Origin of the sequence: Rhodopseudomonas sp. B29 (assembly GCF_000333455.1) — a bacterium.
Taxonomy (GTDB): Bacteria; Pseudomonadota; Alphaproteobacteria; order Rhizobiales; family Xanthobacteraceae; genus Rhodopseudomonas.
Genome location: NZ_BADD01000005.1, coordinates 1 through 1734, shown reverse-complemented (window position 1 = coordinate 1734; position 1734 = coordinate 1). Strand labels below are relative to the sequence as shown.

The 1734-nt window shown below is 63.6% G+C and carries 2 protein-coding genes; both read right to left on the bottom strand.

Annotated elements, in window-relative coordinates; all coding sequences use genetic code 11:
* Nucleotides 1–51 precede the first annotated feature (51 nt).
* On the bottom strand, nt 52–186 hold the full coding sequence (locus I5M_RS33995; protein WP_022719545.1) for a hypothetical protein: 135 nt from the start codon (nt 184–186) through the stop codon (nt 52–54).
* Between the two features lie 18 nt (nt 187–204).
* Nucleotides 205–1734, bottom strand: a 1530-nt coding sequence (locus tag I5M_RS32605; protein WP_040771485.1) for a hypothetical protein, incomplete at its 5' end; no start/stop codon positions are given.

Here is a 1734-nt window from a genome sequence, read left to right as displayed (position 1 = left end):
GCGAGACCGGCCGAGCGAGGCCCTCGCCGTCTCTGGATACGCATTGAACAGCTACGCCGTCTCGTTGGTTGTCCATTGCCACGCGGCCGCGTTCTCGGTGTTCTTCCACGCCGCCCAGAGGAACACGTAAGCGAGGCCGAGCCGCAGCACGAGCAGGCCGACGTTCAAGCTCCAATCGCTCGCCATGGGCTGCACAGCCTCCCGCTAGAATTCGCCGGTCGTCGCAGCGTCTATGCCGGAGACCGGCGAGCTCTTCGTACCCCTTCTGAGCTCGTCCAGCAGACGGGGATTGAGCCGCAGTTCGTTGGCTGTCCGCGCCTTCTCGCTCACGCCGACGAAATCGTAGGCGCCGAACAGGCCGGGCCGCGTCGTCAGATATTGGCCGTCGAAACCATCTTGGCGATCACCGGCCTTCACCGCGGTCTCGGATTCGAGGCGCAGGATCGTCATGGCGCGCCCCAGTCCGTCCATATGTCCGGTCAGCATTGCCAGCTCGGCGATCTGATGATCCAACAGGCGGCGGTGGGCGGCCTCGATTCCGATTCCGGGCGAAGTATCGAGGCGACGCACGCCGATCGCGACCTCCCGACGATTGTCCGCTTCGAGCTCCTGGCGCAGGCGTCCCTCGACAAGATGGGCGTGATGCGGCCGCGTGATGAAGCGCTCGACCCATTCCATGGTCGCCAGTTCGAGTGCCGTGTAGGTCCCGCGCGGCGCAGCGGCATGGTCCTGGACGTAGAGCACGACCTCTTCGGCGTGCCGGATCGCGCGCTCGCGCGCTACCGCCTGCTCGCTATCGGAGAGTTGCGGCCTCGGCGGACGACCGACGCCGTATTCATCCAGGAAGATGTTGAACAGGAACATCGTGTGATGTTCGAGTCCATAGCGTGCCCGCGTGGTCGTGTAGATCTTCAGGTAAACGATCTCCTTGAGTCGCCGTGTTACGAAGCCTCCGGTCTGTGTGCCGTTGCGCCATTCGTCTTCATTGAACAGCAGTGGCAACGAATACGGCGCTTCGAAGCGGGCGAGCTCGGGATGGTGCATCAGCAGGTACACCAGCCCGCCAGGGAAATAGCTGCCGAACGACCATCCCCAAGCGCCGACCTGGGCTCCGCCCACGGCGAGGCCCTTGTCGCGGGTCGCCTGTTCCGTGTCGATTTCGTAGGACACCAGGGGTACACGCGCCCCAGTCAGAGGCGCCGGCTCCACCTTCAGACGTCCATGAAGAATGTCCTCGATCGGGAGATCGACCCTCGCCGGGACGAGCGGGGGCAGTTCGTCGCCGCCGAGTGCGTTCAGCTCGTTCAGCCGGGCGATCACTTCCGGTTTCAGAACGCCGGTCATGAAATCCGGAAAGAACGGCTCATCAGGGATGTTGAGCGCCGAGAAAACGCCGGTGAGCGCCACGAACTGCAAGCACAGGAAGGCGAGCTCGACGAGCTGCGCATTGACCATGCGCTCATTGACATCATCCTGAAGATCGGCGGAGGCCCCGGATGCCTCCTGTGCGGCATGATCGGCCTGATCGAAAGCACCTTTGGCCAATGCGCCACGCCGCGCGGCACGCGCGGCCTCGAGTTGCGCCATCCAGCGCCCCTGCTCCGAATAGCTCTCCCGATTGTGCTGGCGCAACACCCGCTTCAAGGCGGCGCAGTCCTCGTCGGTCCAGGTCTTCGGATTTGTCGCAAAAGCGTCTGCGAATTTGAGAATCTCGATTTCCAACGGGGTGAAGGT